The sequence below is a fragment of the Streptomyces sp. SID11385 genome, assembly GCF_010548245.1.
Classification (GTDB): Bacteria; Actinomycetota; Actinomycetes; order Streptomycetales; family Streptomycetaceae; genus Streptomyces.
Genome location: NZ_JAAGLR010000377.1, coordinates 1 through 13,791 on the forward strand (window position 1 = coordinate 1; position 13,791 = coordinate 13,791).

General features: G+C 70.6%; 14 protein-coding genes. 9 read left to right on the forward strand and 5 right to left on the reverse strand.

All coding sequences use genetic code 11. The features are described 5' to 3' along the window. From G3I42_RS11090 to G3I42_RS11100, 3 genes are all read right to left on the reverse strand, one after another. A partial coding sequence (locus G3I42_RS11090) for an EsaB/YukD family protein (RefSeq protein WP_343244516.1) occupies window positions 1–531 on the reverse strand: 531 nt, incomplete at its 3' end. A gap of 299 nt (window positions 532–830) precedes the next feature. Then, window positions 831–1,127, reverse strand: a complete 297-nt coding sequence (locus tag G3I42_RS11095; RefSeq protein ID WP_164284928.1) for a YbaB/EbfC family nucleoid-associated protein — start codon at window positions 1,125–1,127, stop codon at window positions 831–833. Window positions 1,128–1,209: 82 nt separating this feature from the next. Next, window positions 1,210–2,190: a ricin-type beta-trefoil lectin domain protein gene (locus tag G3I42_RS11100; RefSeq protein WP_164284931.1), complete on the reverse strand. Its 981-nt coding sequence runs from the start codon at window positions 2,188–2,190 to the stop codon at window positions 1,210–1,212. Window positions 2,191–2,428: 238 nt separating this feature from the next. Between G3I42_RS11100 and G3I42_RS11105 the strand changes: the two genes are divergently transcribed. The 3 genes from G3I42_RS11105 to G3I42_RS37505 all read left to right on the forward strand — a co-directional run bounded on the left by G3I42_RS11105 (window position 2,429) and on the right by G3I42_RS37505 (window position 4,352). After that, entirely contained in the window at window positions 2,429–2,758 is a 330-nt protein-coding gene (locus tag G3I42_RS11105) for a WXG100 family type VII secretion target (protein WP_164284934.1), read from the forward strand. 91 nt (window positions 2,759–2,849) lie between these two features. Next, window positions 2,850–3,173 (forward strand): WXG100 family type VII secretion target, encoded by a 324-nt coding sequence (locus G3I42_RS11110; RefSeq protein WP_164284936.1) that lies wholly within the window; start codon window positions 2,850–2,852, stop codon window positions 3,171–3,173. A gap of 390 nt (window positions 3,174–3,563) precedes the next feature. Beyond that, window positions 3,564–4,352 carry a class I SAM-dependent methyltransferase gene (locus G3I42_RS37505; protein ID WP_164284938.1) on the forward strand — a complete coding sequence of 263 codons (789 nt, stop codon included), beginning with the start codon at window positions 3,564–3,566 and terminating at the stop codon, window positions 4,350–4,352. Window positions 4,353–5,190: 838 nt separating this feature from the next. On the opposite strand, the gene pepE is transcribed toward G3I42_RS37505, so the two are convergent. Both pepE and G3I42_RS11130 read right to left on the reverse strand, forming a co-directional pair. Then, window positions 5,191–5,919: a dipeptidase PepE gene (gene pepE, locus G3I42_RS11125; RefSeq protein ID WP_164284940.1), complete on the reverse strand. Its 729-nt coding sequence runs from the start codon at window positions 5,917–5,919 to the stop codon at window positions 5,191–5,193. A 25-nt stretch (window positions 5,920–5,944) separates the two neighbouring features. Beyond that, window positions 5,945–6,778, reverse strand: a complete 834-nt coding sequence (locus G3I42_RS11130; protein WP_164284942.1) for an IclR family transcriptional regulator — start codon at window positions 6,776–6,778, stop codon at window positions 5,945–5,947. Window positions 6,779–6,936: 158 nt separating this feature from the next. On the opposite strand from G3I42_RS11130, the gene G3I42_RS11135 reads away from it, so the two are divergent. The 6 genes from G3I42_RS11135 (at window position 6,937) to G3I42_RS11160 (ending at window position 13,665) form a co-directional block, all read left to right on the forward strand. Beyond that, window positions 6,937–7,890 carry a DUF1177 domain-containing protein gene (locus G3I42_RS11135; protein ID WP_164284944.1) on the forward strand — a complete coding sequence of 318 codons (954 nt, stop codon included), beginning with the start codon at window positions 6,937–6,939 and terminating at the stop codon, window positions 7,888–7,890. Beyond that, window positions 7,890–9,281: a cytosine permease gene (locus tag G3I42_RS11140; protein WP_164284946.1), complete on the forward strand. Its 1,392-nt coding sequence runs from the start codon at window positions 7,890–7,892 to the stop codon at window positions 9,279–9,281. Before G3I42_RS11135 ends, G3I42_RS11140 begins: the two co-directional genes overlap by 1 nt. Continuing rightward, window positions 9,278–10,603: a M20/M25/M40 family metallo-hydrolase gene (locus tag G3I42_RS11145; protein ID WP_164284948.1), complete on the forward strand. Its 1,326-nt coding sequence runs from the start codon at window positions 9,278–9,280 to the stop codon at window positions 10,601–10,603. Before G3I42_RS11140 ends, G3I42_RS11145 begins: the two co-directional genes overlap by 4 nt. Window positions 10,604–10,909: 306 nt before the next feature. Next, window positions 10,910–11,146 (forward strand): hypothetical protein, encoded by a 237-nt coding sequence (locus G3I42_RS11150; protein WP_164284950.1) that lies wholly within the window; start codon window positions 10,910–10,912, stop codon window positions 11,144–11,146. Between the two features lie 241 nt (window positions 11,147–11,387). Continuing rightward, window positions 11,388–13,037 (forward strand): molybdopterin-dependent oxidoreductase, encoded by a 1,650-nt coding sequence (locus tag G3I42_RS11155; protein WP_164284952.1) that lies wholly within the window; start codon window positions 11,388–11,390, stop codon window positions 13,035–13,037. A 67-nt stretch (window positions 13,038–13,104) separates the two neighbouring features. Next, a complete protein-coding gene (locus tag G3I42_RS11160; RefSeq protein WP_164284954.1) occupies window positions 13,105–13,665 on the forward strand; it encodes a hypothetical protein in 561 nt (186 codons plus the stop codon). Window positions 13,666–13,791: the final 126 nt, after the last annotated feature.

A 13,791-nucleotide genomic window follows, 5' to 3' on the forward strand; every position in this document is an offset into this window, starting at 1 on the left:
GCGCAGACCGGCGGGCAGGCTCCAGCCGCGCCGGGTGGCGTGCGCGGCGAGCAGGGCGAGGCAGATCCCGGCGATCAGGGCACCGAACCCGGCGAGCGGGCGGCCGGGGCCGGGACCGTCGAGCGCGGCGAACGCCCCCACCAGGACGGCGATCCCGGCGACGACGGAGGTACGGGCGCGGGCGGTGGCGTCCCAGACCCGGCCGGCCCGGTTCGCGGAGCCGATCTCCTCCTCCAGGTCGGCGACCTCGGCCTCGTCGAACTCGCCCGCGGCGAAGTCGCGCAGGTAGAGGGTGGCGCCGTCGACCACGCCGGATGCGGCGAGCGAGGTCTCGGGGGCGAAGGCGCGGGAGCCGGGAAGCGCGAGCGACCAGGCGGGCGGGAAGGTGTCGTCGGCGGTGCTCTGCCCGCAGGCGCGCAGAAGCATCGGCGTGTACTCGGCGATCGCCGCGTGGGCGGGGACCGACAGGTCGATCCTGCGGTGCTCGCCCACGATCGTCACGCGGCAGCGCTCGTCTTCCACTGCTGGCACGGGTGGTTCCTTCCGATGACGCGTACGGGGTGTCCACCGGGTGGTACGGCGGAGGGCGCGCCCTGCGGGGCGAGGCGCGCACGTGTGAGGCAGGCCCGGGAGTCCGGGGCGGGGGCGGGGTTCGCCGGTACGGCCCGGCGGGATGCCGGGTGTGTGCGGCGGGGCGACCAATCTAGCGCAACGTACGTGGCTGCGGCACACCCCGGTGGGCACATGTGGACGAGAAACCTGATGGGCCGTCAGGGTTTGCCGCGCGCGCCTGGCCGTGTTCCATGCCGAGGCGTGCCCGGGCTCCGGCGTCAGTCGAGCAGATCCCGGAACCGGGCGCGGTAGCGGGCCACCACGGTGTCCTGGGCATCGCGTACCGCTGCCAGCACGGTGGCGGCGAGGGTGTGGGTGTCCGCCGGGTCCGCGAGCAGCGCGGAGATCCGCAGGTACTGGAGTTCCCCGGCCGCGTTCACCTCGGCCCGTACGAGTCCTCCCCCGGCACTGCCGGTGGCGCCTTCAGCGGAGCGGCCGGTGTGCGCGGTCACGAGTCTGCTGCGCAGCTCCTCCATCCGTTCCAGAACGCTGTCCAGGTCGGGTACTTCGGTCATGGCGACTCCGGTCGCGAGGGGATGGGACGGGTGCGGGAGTGCGGCGGGTGCGGGCCGGTCGCGGGGCGGCCGGCCCGCTGCCTCAGCCCAGGCCCCACTTCTGGTTGGGGGAGCCCGCGCAGCTCCACAGCTGCAAGCGGGTTCCGTTGGAACTCTTCTTGTCGGTGACGTCCACGCAGTGGCTGGCGTGGGTGAGGTCGTCGGAGCTGTTCAGGTTGAACCGCTGCGCGTAGCTGCCGTTGCAGGTGGCGATCTGGATCGCCGTACCGTCGGCGGTCGACCCGCCCGCGACCTGCATGCACTTGCCGACCGAGCGGACCGAACCGTCGCTGTAGAAGGTCCACTTCTGCCAGGCTTCGTCGGAGCAGTCCCACAACTGGAGCCGCGTGCCGGAGGCGCTGTTGCCGTCCACGATGTCGATGCAGCGGTGCGACTGGAAGCCCACGATGCGGCCCGACTTGACCACGGTGGGTGCGGCGGCCGACCGGGACGAGGAGGAACCGGAGGACGAGAAGCCGGACGAGGAGGACGAGCCGGAGGACGACGTCTTGCCCTTCGCGGAGGAACCGCCGGAGGAGGATGTCGCACTCTTCCCGCTGGAGGAACCCCCGCCCGAGGTGGACGAGGCCCCCTTCCCCGCGGAGGAGCCGGACGAGGAGGACGAGGAGCCCTTCTCGGAGGTGTCGCCCGCCGCCGGGCCCACCAGGGCGGTGTCCGCTCCCCCGTCGGCCGCGGCCCCGCTTCCGGCGCTCTTCACGTGTGCCGTACCGGCTTTGGCACCGGCGCTGGGCGAGCCGGGGCGTTCACTGGCGTGCGCGCCGCCCGCGGTGGCCACCACCTTCGTGGGCCTGGCGCTGTCGCCGGAGTCCTTCTGCATCGTGGACAGCACTCCGTAGCCGATCGAGGCGGCGGCGACCAGCGCGACCACGGTGGCGACGACCACGAGCCGGGAGGCCACATGCGGCCGGTCGCGTTCACCGGCCCGGCGGGAACTCGCGGCGAAGCTGCCCGCGAACCCAGGCAGCCCCGGTCCCCGCGGTTTCGTGGGATCTGAGTCCCCCATGGATGGTCCTTTCAGAGTTCGAGGTGTGCGTCCGTATCCGGCCGTACGCACACATGGAAGCGGACAGCGATACGGTACGTGTGAGATATTGTCACGCGATGAACCGGAGTCGCGCCCAGGTGTCGGTACGGCACACATATGATGCCCTGTCCGAGAGCACCACGCGCCCACACCGCTGCTTCGGGAACACATTCCGGTGTGCGCACGCACACCTCGACGGAAGGCTGCCACTGTGTCCGTGACACGGGACGGAATCGTCTACAACGTGGACCCAGCCGTCATGGACGACTCGGTCAAGCAGACGTACGCCACCGCCGAGGACGTCCAGGCGCATCTGAGCGAACTGAAGAACTACGTCATCGGCCTGGAGGACGCCTGGCGCGGGATCGCCGCCGCCCGCTTCCAGGAGCTGATGCAGGACTGGGACGCCAACGCGCAGAAGCTCCACCAGGCGCTGGTCGCGATCGGCGACGGGCTCGGCGGCACCAGCGACAACTACCAGCGGGCCGAGCACGCGGCACAGGCCAACGTCTCCCGGATCGCCCTGCCCCCGGCCAGGCTGAACTGAAGGCCGGCCCGCCCTCGTCCACCGCTTCGGTGGCACCCGCCGCGCCCCGCGCCCGGCGGGCCCTTCCCGCTTTCCAGGAGGCGTTCCGCCCATGCCGGACCTCGCAGGATCAAACATTTTCGTCGCCAGCCGCCTCGAAGAAGCCGGCCCCCAGCTGAACAAGCGGGGCGCCGACATCGAGAGCGAGCTGGACGCGCTGCGCAAGAAGCTCCAGCCGCTCATCGACACCTGGATCGCCCAGTCCTCGACCGAGTATCAGATGCACATGCGCGACTGGGACTCCGCGGCGATCGCGCTCTTGGGCAGCGAGGCGGAGGGCGGGGTGCTGGGCACCATCGCCGCGATGATGCGCGTCAACTGGGGCAACTACGTGGACGCCGAAGAGGCCAGCGTCAAGACCTGGCACTACCAGTGAGCACCCGATACCGGGCCACCGCGAACGCAGCTGTTCGCGACGTGCGCGGCGCGAGCGCCGAGGCCCCGTGGACGACGCTGCCCGCCGCACGTCGTCGAACTGTCGGCCCTCTCCACAGCTAACGGCGCGCCTGCGTCCCGGAGTTGTGCAAGCAACCCGGGCGGGGCCGGGTGATGGCACTGAGGCGCCGTACGCCCGGCCGTACAACAGCGTGCCGGGCCTCGGCGCACTCCGTGCCGAACCGCTTCTGCTCGTGCACGACGAGGGTGACGGCGATGCCGGAGGGGCGGACCTCCCCGGCGAGCTTCGCGGTGGCCTCCAGCCGGGGCGATCGAGGCGCGGGCGCAGCCCCTGCGGAACCGGGCCGCCGCGGCACACGTCTCCCCCACCATGACCCCGAGCGAGCGCCGTGAGCGCGCGATTTCCAGCAGGCTGGTCTCGCCGTCCGCGGTGAGTGTGGAGCCGTCGAAGGCCAACGACTACAACAGCTTCGCCGAGGCATACGCGGCCGCAAACGAAACCAACCTGATCAATGCCTACTACGAACGGCCCGCCATGCTGGCTCTCGCAGGGGACGTGGCCGACCGGCGGATCCTCGACGCCGGCTGCGGCTCGGGGTCGCTGTTCGCCGCGCTGCGCGACCGTGGCGCCCGTGTGAGCGGCTTCGACGCGAGTGCCGAGATGCTGCGGCTGGCCCGGCAGCGGCTCGGCGACGGTGCGGACCTACAGGTCACGGACCTGGCCGACCCGCTTCCTTACCCTGATGGCACGTTCGACGATGTCGTCGCGTCCCTGGTGCTGCACTACCTGGAGGACTGGGGACCGGCGCTGGCCGAACTGCGACGCACACTGAAGCCCGGCGGTCGGCTGATCGCCTCCGTCGACCATCCCTTTGCCATCACCCTCATACACCGCGACGCCGACCCCGAGGCCGAGTACAACTACTTCGACACCACCAACTGGACCGTCGAGTGGACCATGGGCGGCCACACCGCCCTGGTGAGTCGCTGGAACAGGCCGCTGCACGCGATGATCGAGGCTTTCACCGGGGCCGGTTTCCGGATCACGGCCATCAGCGAGCCGGAGCCCGATCCTGCCGCCCGCGAGTTGTTCCCCGAGGCCATCGCGGCCAACCCACGTTTCCTGTGCTTCCTGTTCTTCGTCCTGGAGGCCGAGTAGCGACCAGGGCGACCAGCCCCGGCGGAGCGGTCGGCTGTCCTCGTCGTCGGCCGCTCCCTCGGGGGCCGGGCGCCCCGCTGGTTGAGGACGAGGACGTCCAAGGTGAGGTCCCGGCAGTGCAGGCGGGCCTGGTGCAGAAGACTGCGGATGAGTTGGCTGCCGATGCCGCGTCCCTGGTGGTCGGGGTGCAGTTCGATCCGCGCCAGGTGGATCGCCGTCGGCCGGTGCTCGACGTGGAGCATGCCGGCGTCGGCGCCGTCGGCGGTGATGATCTGCCATCGTCCCGGCGTGAACGCGCGGGTATGAAAGCCGTTCGACCAGCCGGCCGCCCTTCGAAGCGTGCTCCGGCGCGGACGAGGGGAACGAGGTGGGTTGCGTTCACGGCTCGCCACCGCTGCTGGGCGGACTCGACGGAGCTTGGCGAACGTCTTGATCGCTGCCTCGGCACGGTCGCGTTCCTCGACATTGCAGATGCCCTGGACGGCGCTCTTCGCTCTGAGCTGCGCGGATGGCGACATGGAGTCGAGGACGTTGGCCGTTTCAGGCCGCACGGGGAGAGCAAGGGCTGTACCTCACTGACCTTCGGGGACTTGCGGCACCACGGCGGCAGGACCGGCCTTCCTGTGCGGATGGTAGCCGTTGCGGTCCACGAGCCGCCGACCGTTCTCGTCGCGCTGGTCGGTCAACTCGGCAATGCCAGCGCGGAGTTCGCCCCCCTAAGACGGCGGCGCCAGCATCCGCCTCCCGCTGTCCCGAACGATCTCGTCGATGCCCGGCATCCGACGGGCGGACCTTGGACGGGCACCGGGACGGTGGGCACCGCCCCGGTGCCCGGCGGTCAGCGCGCCGGAGTGTCGAAACGGGGTTCCGTCGTGAGCAGGTGGGAGACGTCCGACCCGATCGCCAGTTCCCGGGGTGCCCCGGCCCGCGTGAACAGGCGGGCGGGGCGGGCGCCCTCGATGTGGGCCGCCTCGCCCTCGACGCGCAGCCAGGAACCCTCGCGCAGGCCGAGGACCGGGACGTCGTTCTCCTCCAGGAACTCGGTGAGCCGTTCCTCGCGGGTCTCGCCCTTGTGGGTGCTGGCGGGGTCCGGGTCCAGGTAGTGCGGGTTGATCTGGAACGGCACGAGGCCCAGCGTCTCGAAGGACGGCGGCTGCACGATGGGCATGTCGTTGGTGGTCCGCAGGGTGGGCGCCGCCATGTTGGTCCCGGCGCTGGCGCCCATGTACGGCAGCCCGGCGACGACCGCGCCCGCCACGGCCTCGCGCAGCCCGGTCCGGTACAGGGCACTGAGCAGCCGGAAGGAGTTGCCGCCGCCGATGAACACGGCGTCGGCGGCCTTTAGCGCGGCGACCGGGTCGGTGTGCTCGTGGACCCCGTGCACGGTGATCCCGGCGGGCTCCAGGGCGCCGCGGACGCGCGCGGTGTACGTGTCGTGGTCGGCGAGCGCGTACGGCACGAAGGCGAGGCGGGCTCCGGCGGGCAGGAACGCGGTGACGGTGTCGAGGGCGTGTTCCAGGTAACCACGGCCGTACTGGGTGGAGTTGGAGAGCAGGAGCAGATTCACGGGGTACTTCCTCGGGGTTGTCCGGTCAGGCCGTGGGGGTGCGGCGGGGCTTGGGTTTCGGGCGCTGCGGCGGGTGGGTGAGGCGCTTCTCCAGGAGCGCGGCGGCGTGCCGCAGCGGTTCGAGGCGGTTCTCGGGCGCCCCGTCGAACCGCTCCTCGGCGCCGCCGAGGCTGAGGCTTCCGTACGGTTCGCGGCCCAGGAAGACGGGTACGGCGAGGGTCGCGATGCCGGTGTCGTACTCGCCGACCGTCCAGGCGTATCCCTGGGCGCGGACCTTCAGGAGTTCCTGCTCCAGCGTGTCCGGGTCGGTGACGGTCCGGTCGGTGAAGCGGGCCATCGGGCGGCCGCGGAAGAGCCGGTGGCGCTGCTCGTCCGGCAGGTAGGCGTAGAAGGACTTGGAGGTGGCCCCGGCGTGGGCCGGGTAGAGCTCGCCGATGAGCGGGTGGTAGCGCAGCGGTCCCGCCTCGCCCTCCTCGGCGGCCACGCATCGCATGTGGAAGCTGTCGGGCAGGCAGAACAGCACGGTGTCGCCGGTGACCCGGCGCAACTCCTTGAGGACCGGTCCGGCCAGCAGTTCCAGTGAGCCCGAGCGCTCCCAGAGGCGGCCCAGGCGCAGCACGGCGGGGCCGATGCGGTAGCGGCGGGTGGCGGGGTCGGAGACCAGGAAGCCGCGCCCGGCGAGGGTGGCGAGCAGCCGCTGGGCCACGGAGGTGTCCCAGCCGAACTCCGTCGCGACCTCCGTCACGCCCCAGTCGGGCCGGGTCCGCTCGAACGCCAGCAGCACGAGAAGCGCCCGGTCCACGGTCTGCAGCGCTCCGGCGGGCGTCCGCCGGTCCACTTCGAATTCCGCCATAGCCATCTCACCATTCAGACCCCGGACCGACCCGAGTTGCAGATAACGGGAAGTTATTGCGCTCAACGCTATCCGATCCCGAATCTGCTCTCAGCACCCCGCCCTGATGCCGGTTGTCCGGCGGCTCCGGACGGGTGTGACGAATGCGCGAGAAAGGCCCCCTCATGTTGAAGTACGTACTGGACCTCGTCGAGCTGCTCGACGATCCCCGGGCCAATGGCAGGACGGTCGCCGAGTACCTGGACGCCGCGGCGGGGGCCGAGGGCTCGTCCGCACAGGTCACCACGGTCGCCGGTGAGCGGGGCTCGACGGACTTCGTGTCGGTGCGCATCCCCGGTTCCCGGGGCCGCACGGCCGGGGGCGACGCCCGCACCCTGGGCATCGTCGGCCGGCTCGGGGGCATCGGCGCCCGGCCCGAGGTGACCGGCCTGGTCTCCGACGCGGACGGGGCTGTCTCGGCGCTCGCCGCCGCGGCCAAGCTGCTCGACATGCGCCGCCGGGGCGATGTGCTGCCCGGTGATGTGATCATCGCCACCCACATCTGCCCGGACGCCCCGACCGAGCCGCACGACCCGGTGCCGTTCATGGGCTCGCCGGTGGACATCGCCACGATGAACCGGCACGAGGTGAGCGACGAGATGGAGGCCGTGCTCTCCATCGACACCACCAAGGGCAACCGCATCATCAACCACAAGGGCCTCGCCCTGTCGCCCACCGTCAAGGAGGGCTGGGTGCTCCGCGTGAGCGAGCAGCTGGGGGAGCTGCTGGCGGTGGTGACCGGTGAGCCGTTGGTCACGTACCCGGTGACCACCCAGGACATCACCCCGTACGGTAACGGTGCACATCACATCAATTCGATCCTCCAGCCGTCCACCGCGACGGCCGCCCCCGTGATCGGCCTGGCCATCACCTCGGCCTCGGCGGTGCCCGGCTGCGGAACCGGAGCGAGTCACGAGAGCGACATCGCCTCCGCCGCCCGCTACGCCGTCGAGGTCGCCAAGGGCTACGGCGACGGTCGGCTGGATTTCCACGACGCGGTGGAGTTCGACAACCTCGTCAGCCGCTACGGCTCGCTGACCCACTTGCAGTCCTTCGGTCGTACACCCCAGGAGTCCTGATGGCAGCCACCCCGCAGTCCGGTGCCGTGGCGCCCGCGCCCAAGAGCATCGGCAGCGACGACTACTCGCTCTCGCGCGTCCCGCGTGACAAGCGGTTCGGCTTCTGGACGATGCTCCTCCAGTGGCTGGCCCAGTCCGGTTCGATCTCGCAGTTCACGCTCGGCGCCACCATCGGCGTCGGGATGACCTTCGGCGGCGCGGTCCTGGCGTTCACGCTGGGCGCGGTGATCCTGGAGGTGGTGATCTTCGCGATCGGCCTGGCCGGGATGCGCGAGGGTCTGGCCACCCCGATGCTCACCCGCTGGGTGGGCTTCGGCCGCAACGGCTCGGCGCTGGTCAGCTTCGTGCTCGCGGTCAGCCTGGTCGGCTGGTTCGGCGTGCAGAACAAGATCTTCGGCGACAGCGTCTCGGCGCTGGTCGGCGGCCCGTCCTGGATGTGGTGCGTGCTCGCGGGCATCGCCATCACGGCCCTGGTGATCTTCGGGTTCAGGTACATGGCGAACTTCGCGAAGGTCGTCACCCCGCTGTTCTTCGCGATGGTCGCCTTCTCCGTGATCCGGACCCTGAACGACCACTCGCTGAGCGATCTGGTCCACTCGCCGCCGCCGGGCGACACGATCCCGCTGTCCGTCGCCGCCACCGCCATCGCCGGCGGCTACATGACGGGCGCGATCGTCTCCCCGGAGATGACCCGCTACAACCGCAAGAGCTCGCACGTCTTCCTGCAGAGCGCCTCGTCGATGATCCTCTCCGAGTACATCGTCGGCCTGACCGGTGTGCTCCTGGGCCACCTGGTCAAGAGCAGCGAGGTCTCGCACATCGTGCTCTCCACCTCCGGCGCCTTCGGGGTGCTCGTCGTCCTGATGTCCACGGCGAAGATCAATGACTGGAACCTGTACGGCTCCTCGCTCGGCGTCGTCAACTTCTTCCAGGTCGTCTTCAACAAGCGGGTGCACCGCAGCGTGGTCACCGTCGTCCTCGGCATCGCGGGCACCGTCCTGTCGGCCGTCGGGATCATGAGCCACTTCACCGAGTTCCTCACGATCCTCGGCGTCGCCATCCCGCCGATCGGCGGGATCATCGTTGCCGAGTACTGGGTCGTCAAGCGGATGCGCAAGCCGCTGGACGAGACCCGGGAGTCCGAGACCCTGCCGGCGCACTCCCCGACCTGGGTGCCGGTGTCGATCGCCATCTGGATCGCCGCGTTCTGCGTCGGCAAGTTCTACGACGGCGGCATCCCGGCCCTGAACTCGCTGGCCACCGCCTTCGTCCTGTACAGCGTCCTGGGCCTGCTGGGCTGGATCAAGCCCTACGGCGCCTCCGTCCTCGCCGACGAGCAGGACTCCGCAGCCCCGGCCGCCCGCACCACCACCTCTGTGGGAGCAGCATGAGCACCGCACCCGAAACCGCACCGGTCCCGGCCTCCGAGGAGGCCCAGGACGAGGTGATCGCCCTCTGCGCCGAGCTGATCAGGTTCGACACCTCCAACCCGACGAGCGACGAGCGCGCGAGCGCCGAGTGGGTCGTGGCCCGCCTCGCGGAGGCGGGCATCGACTCGGAGCTGATCGAGTCGGCGCCGGGCCGGGCCAGCGTCATCGCCCGGATCGCCGGCCGCGATGCGGGCCGCGGCGCCCTGCTGGTCCACGGCCACCTGGACGTGGTCCCGGCGGACGCTTCCGAGTGGCAGGTGCCGCCCTTCTCCGGCGAGATCCGCGACGGCTATCTCTGGGGCCGGGGCGCGATCGACATGAAGGACACCGTGGCGGTCATGCTCGCCGCCGCCCGGCACTTCGCCCGCACCGGTACGAAGCCCTCGCGCGACCTGGTCCTCGCCTTCCTCGCGGACGAGGAGGCGGGCGGCAAGTTCGGCGCCCACTGGCTCGTCGAACACCGCCCGGAGCTGTTCGCCGGGGTCACCGAGGCGATCGGTGAGGGCGGCGGGTTCTCCTTCGCGATCGACGACACCCGCCGGCTGTACCCGATCGAGAACGCGCAGCGCGGCATGGCCTGGATGGAGCTGACCGCCACCGGCCGGGCCGGCCACGGCTCCTCCCCCAACGACGAGAACGCGGTCACCGACCTCGCGGAGTCACTGACCCGGATCGGCCGCGAGACCTTCCCGATCCGGCTGATCGAGCCCGTCCGCGCGCTGCTGGAGGAGGCCGCCCGGCTCTACGGCGTCGAGTTCGACGAGGACGACATCGACGGCAGCCTCGCCCGGCTGGGCCCGGTCGCGGACTTCATGCAGGTCGTCCTGCGCAACTCGGCGAACCCGACGATGTTCGCCGCCGGGTACCAGACCAACGTGATCCCCGGGAAGGCCACGGCCCGCGTGGACGGGCGTTTTCTGCCCGGCCACGAGCAGGAGCTGATCGACACCATCGACCGGCTGCTGCTGCCCTCGGTCGGCCGGGAGTGGGTCAACCACGACATCGCGATGGAAACCACGTTCGACGGCCCGCTCGTAGACGCCATGTGCGCGGCGGTGCGTGCCGAGGACCCGGACGGCCACCCGGTGCCGTACTGCAACCCCGGCGGCACGGACGCCAAGGCCTTCACCCACCTCGGCATCCGCTGCTTCGGCTTCAAGGGCCTGAAGCTCCCGCACGACCTGGACTACGGCCGCCTCTTCCACGGCGTGGACGAGCGCGTCCCGCTGGAGGGCCTGCGCTTCGGGGTCCGCGTCATGACCCGCCTCTGGCAGAGCTGCTGACCGGCCCGCGCCCCGCCTGACACTGCTGGAAGCCGGCACCCGCCGGCGGGGCGCTCCACGCGCCTGACCGCCGGCACACGGCGCGGGCGCCGGGGTGACCGTTCCCGGCCCCTCGGGCAGCGTGGCTTCCTTGGCCGTGCTCTTCAGGATGCAGGCGCACTCCGGGGTCGTCGTGGACATGGCCTTGCACGCGTGTGCCGCCACTCGAACAACCCCCGCCATGGTCTCCCTGGAGCCGGTCGGCTCCAGGGATTCGGGTCGCCTGGAGTCCTGTGACCCGGGACCCAGGTCGATCTCCTCGCCTCGGTGACCGAGGCGCTCGCCGAGCTGCGCGTCCGCCTGCTCGGCCATTGCCATGACTGCCTGCGCTTCCGGGAATCGGCCACGGCGGGCGTCACCGCGTACCGATCCGTCGATTCGCAGATCCCCGCCGTCTTCCAGCGGCTGATGTCCGCGGTTCATGAGACGAGCAGCATGGCGCTCCACCACCGCCCTCACCTGGATCACATCGACTTGGATCGCCGCGACCTCAGAGGCGAGTAGAACGTTCTGTCTTGACTTACGTGGAGCAAGTCGTAATGCTGAGGCGAGACAGAACGATCAGTCTTGGCCGCGGAGTCCGGCGAAGAGAAGCGTGAGTCGGCGAAATATCCGTCCCGTCTCGGTGCCGCGCCTTGGCCGGCCGACGGGAGGGGTCGACGCGGCGCCGCGTCGTACGACGTCGCCGACGCCTCGTCAGCCGGTCCGGCTTCTCCGGCCGGGGCACCACCTGCACGGAGGACGCATGAGCGAGCAGCGACCCGGCGACGAGAACGGGAGGGCGGCCACAGGCAGGCCGGCGCCGGCCCCGGGGAGGGAGGACGTACGGCGGGACGCAGCGACCAGCACCGCCACGAGCCGCGTGGCCGCTCTCGGCGGGCGGATCGCGCGCGGTGCTTTGGTCGGCCTGGTGGCAGGCGGCGCGGGGCTGGCGGTGGGCGAACTCGTCGCGGTGACCACCGGGGAAGCGTCGGCGCCTGTGGCGGCAGCCGGGGACTGGGCGATCAGCGTCACACCCACGTGGCTCGAACAGTTCGCGATCCGCAACTTCGGCAGCAACGACAAGACGGTACTGCTGACCGGCGTCTATGTGACGCTGGCGTTGGCGGCGGTCGTCGACGGGGTGCTCGCCCGCACCCGGCTGACTCTCGCGAGCATTCTGACCGCGGTGACCGGCGTGGTCGGTGCGCTCGCCGCGGTCACACGACCGGCCGCGGACACGGCCGCGGCGCTGCCGTCACTGCTCGCCGGGCTCGCCGCGGCGGTGGCGCTGCGCCGGCTGACGATCTGGTCGTTGAAGGTGACAGAGCCGTCCGCCGAACCGGGTGAGAGGCGCCGCTTCGTGCTCGGAGCGCTGGGTACGGCCGCGGGCGCGCTCGCGGCCGGGTACGGCGGCAACGCATGGATCAAGAAGCGCTACAACGTGTCCGAAGCGCGCGCCAAGGTGGTATTGCCGACCCCGGCGAAGGTGCTGCCCGCACCACGCGCCTCGGTGCACCCAAAGGTGCCCGGCCTCGGGCCGTTCTTCACTCCGACCTCCGAGTTCTACCGGGTGGACACGGCGCTGACGCTCCCTCGGGTAGATCCGAGGGACTGGAAGCTGAAGATCCACGGCATGGTGGAACGCCCGTTCGAGATCACCTTCGACGAGCTGCTCTCCTACAGGTTCGAGGAGCACGACATGACCTTGAGCTGTGTGTCGAATCCTGTGGGCGGGCCGTACGTCGGCAACGCCCGCTGGCTCGGCACGCCCTTGGCGCCCCTGCTGCGCCGGGCCGGCGTTCGTCGCGGGGCGGACATGCTCTTGTCCACCTCGGCCGACGGGATGACCCTCGGCTCGCCGGTCGAGGCAGTGCTCGACGGCCGGCAGGCGATGCTGGCGGTCGCGATGAACGGCGAAACGCTGCCGGTCAGGAACGGCTTCCCGTGCCGCATGCTGATCCCCGGCCTGTACGGATACGTATCGGCCACCAAGTGGGTGACCGATCTGAACATCACCACGTTCGCCTCCTCCGACGCCTACTGGACGCCGCGCGGCTATGCGCCGCAGGCCCCGGTCAAGACCGCGTCCCGGATCGACGTGCCGAAGTCGGGGGCGACGGTCCCCGCCGGGACCGTGGTGCTCGCCGGCACGGCCTGGGCCACCCACCGCGGCCTCGCGGCGGTGGAAGTACAGATCGACGGCGGAGCCTGGCACGAGGCGACGCTGGCGAAGGCGGACACCGCGGACACCTGGCGGCAATGGTCCTACAGGTGGACGGGCGCGCCCAAGGGATCGCACAAGGTCAAGGTGCGTGCGACGGACGGCACCGGCGCGGTACAGACACCGCTCGTCCAGGACGTGCTGCCGAACGGCGCCACCGGCCACCACACCATCACTGTCCGGGTCTCCTGATCACACCGGACCGCTCCACGCATTCCTCGATGAGTCGATGTGCATCGCACACGAGTTAAGGATGGTCATGTTCCGTACGACTTCACCGCGCACGGTTGGGTTCGGCCTCTCCCTCGCCGCCCTGGCGACGTTCGCCGCAGCATGCGGCGGCTCTGCCGATGACGCGTCGTCGGCAGATGCGAAGGCATCGTCCGCGGCGTCGGATTCGGCCGGCTCAGGTGCGGCGACGGGCTCCGCGGCGCCGAACTCGAAGGGCGCGAAAGCGACGTTGGTCCTGAAGACCGCGAAAGGCAGCGCGGGTATCTGGCTCACGGACTCGGCCGGACGCACCCTGTACCTGAACACCAAGGACAAGAAGACGGCATCCACCTGCTACAACACGTGTGCCAAGAAATGGCCGCCCCTCACCACGACCACACCCGTGACCGTGACCGGCAAATACACCGTGCCGAGCAACGTGGGCACACTCGTCCGCGACGACGGCACGAAGCAGGTCACGTACGGCGGCCACCCGTTGTACTACTACAAGGGCGACACCGCTGCCCACCAGATCAAGGGGCAAGGCGTCGACGGGAAGTGGTTCCTGATCGGGCCGATCGCCAACATCATGAACGGCAGCAAGCCGTGACGTGACAACCAGGGGGCCAGGGATCGGCACCGGCTCACCTCCGCGACCGTGCGGCGGGGCCGGTGGCGATCACCTCGGAGCAAAACCGAGGCCGAGGGCGCCCCGGGCGGGCGGTGTGCCGGGGGC